Source organism: Arachidicoccus sp. (assembly GCF_050436765.1).
Lineage (GTDB): Bacteria > Bacteroidota > Bacteroidia > Chitinophagales > Chitinophagaceae > Arachidicoccus.
The window spans coordinates 1-1,057 of the sequence record NZ_JBNQGD010000391.1 but is presented as its reverse complement, the minus strand read 5'-3'; the positions used below and the strand labels follow the sequence as shown (position 1 = coordinate 1,057).

Annotated in this window: 2 pseudogenes; both read right to left on the bottom strand. The window is 42.1% G+C overall.

Annotated elements, in window-relative coordinates:
- Positions 1–713 (bottom strand): annotated as a pseudogene (locus tag ACQR30_RS16445) (hypothetical protein); the annotation flags it as partial.
- Between the two features lie 57 nt (positions 714–770).
- Positions 771–1,057: pseudogene (locus ACQR30_RS16440) on the bottom strand (NAD(P)H-quinone oxidoreductase subunit H); the annotation flags it as partial.

The following is a 1,057-nucleotide window of genomic DNA, read 5'->3' as shown; positions in this document are numbered from 1 at the left end:
CCAAAAACTATATCCTGCGTGCCAATAAGCGCGACAACATCCGCCAAAAACGCATTCCTAGACATAAAATCCAATCCCTGCAAATGATAATACCCCGGCGCTCTAAATTTGCATCTGTAAGGTTTGCCGGAATTATCAGACATTAGGAAAACCCCGAACTCCCCTTTAGGGGCCTCCGCGGCGGCGTACTCATAATTTTCCGGCAAAATAAAACCTTCAGTACAAAATTTGAAATGCTGAATCACGGATTCCATATCACTTTTAGAATCTAGCTTGGAGGGTAGCGACAATTTAAAATCATTTGCTTTTATAGGCCCACTGGGTAGTAGATTTATACACTGCCACATTAAACTCGTACTCTGACGCATTTCTTCGACACGAAGTAGGTACCTGTCGTAACAATCCCCGTTTTCCGCTACAGGCACGCTGAAATTAAGATCGTCGTAAACCTCATAAGGGCGGGATCTCCTCAAATCCCAGCAAACGCCGGATCCGCGAAGCATAACCCCCGAAAATGATCATTCAATGAGATCTTTATAATCAACAATACCTATACCTATTAAACGTTGTTTTCAAATTCTATTAAAAGTTAAAAAATTCTCCATCTCGTCCAACCTAGAAGGGAAATTTTTTACGAATTCATAAACATCGTCAAGAAATCCCGCCGGTAAATCCTGGGAAATCCCGCCGGGTCTTATATAGCTTGCGTGCATCCTGGCCCCTGAAACCCTTTCGTAAAGCTCCATTAGTTTTTCTCTTTCTTCAAAGGCTCATAAAAAAGGGCTAAGGGCACCTATATCCAAGGCGTGAGTTGTGACAGACATTAAATGATTTAGTATACGAGTTATTTCACAAAAAAGTACCCTTATGTACGACGCTCTTGGATAAATATCGGACTCCGCCAAGCTCTCGACACACAAAGAGTATACGTGCTCCTGCGACATCATAGAAACATAATCCAGCCTGTCGAAATCTGGCAACGACTGCAAATAAGTTTTATGATCTACTAATTTTTCTGTGGGCCGGTGCAATAGACAGTTATGAGGATGAGGTATTA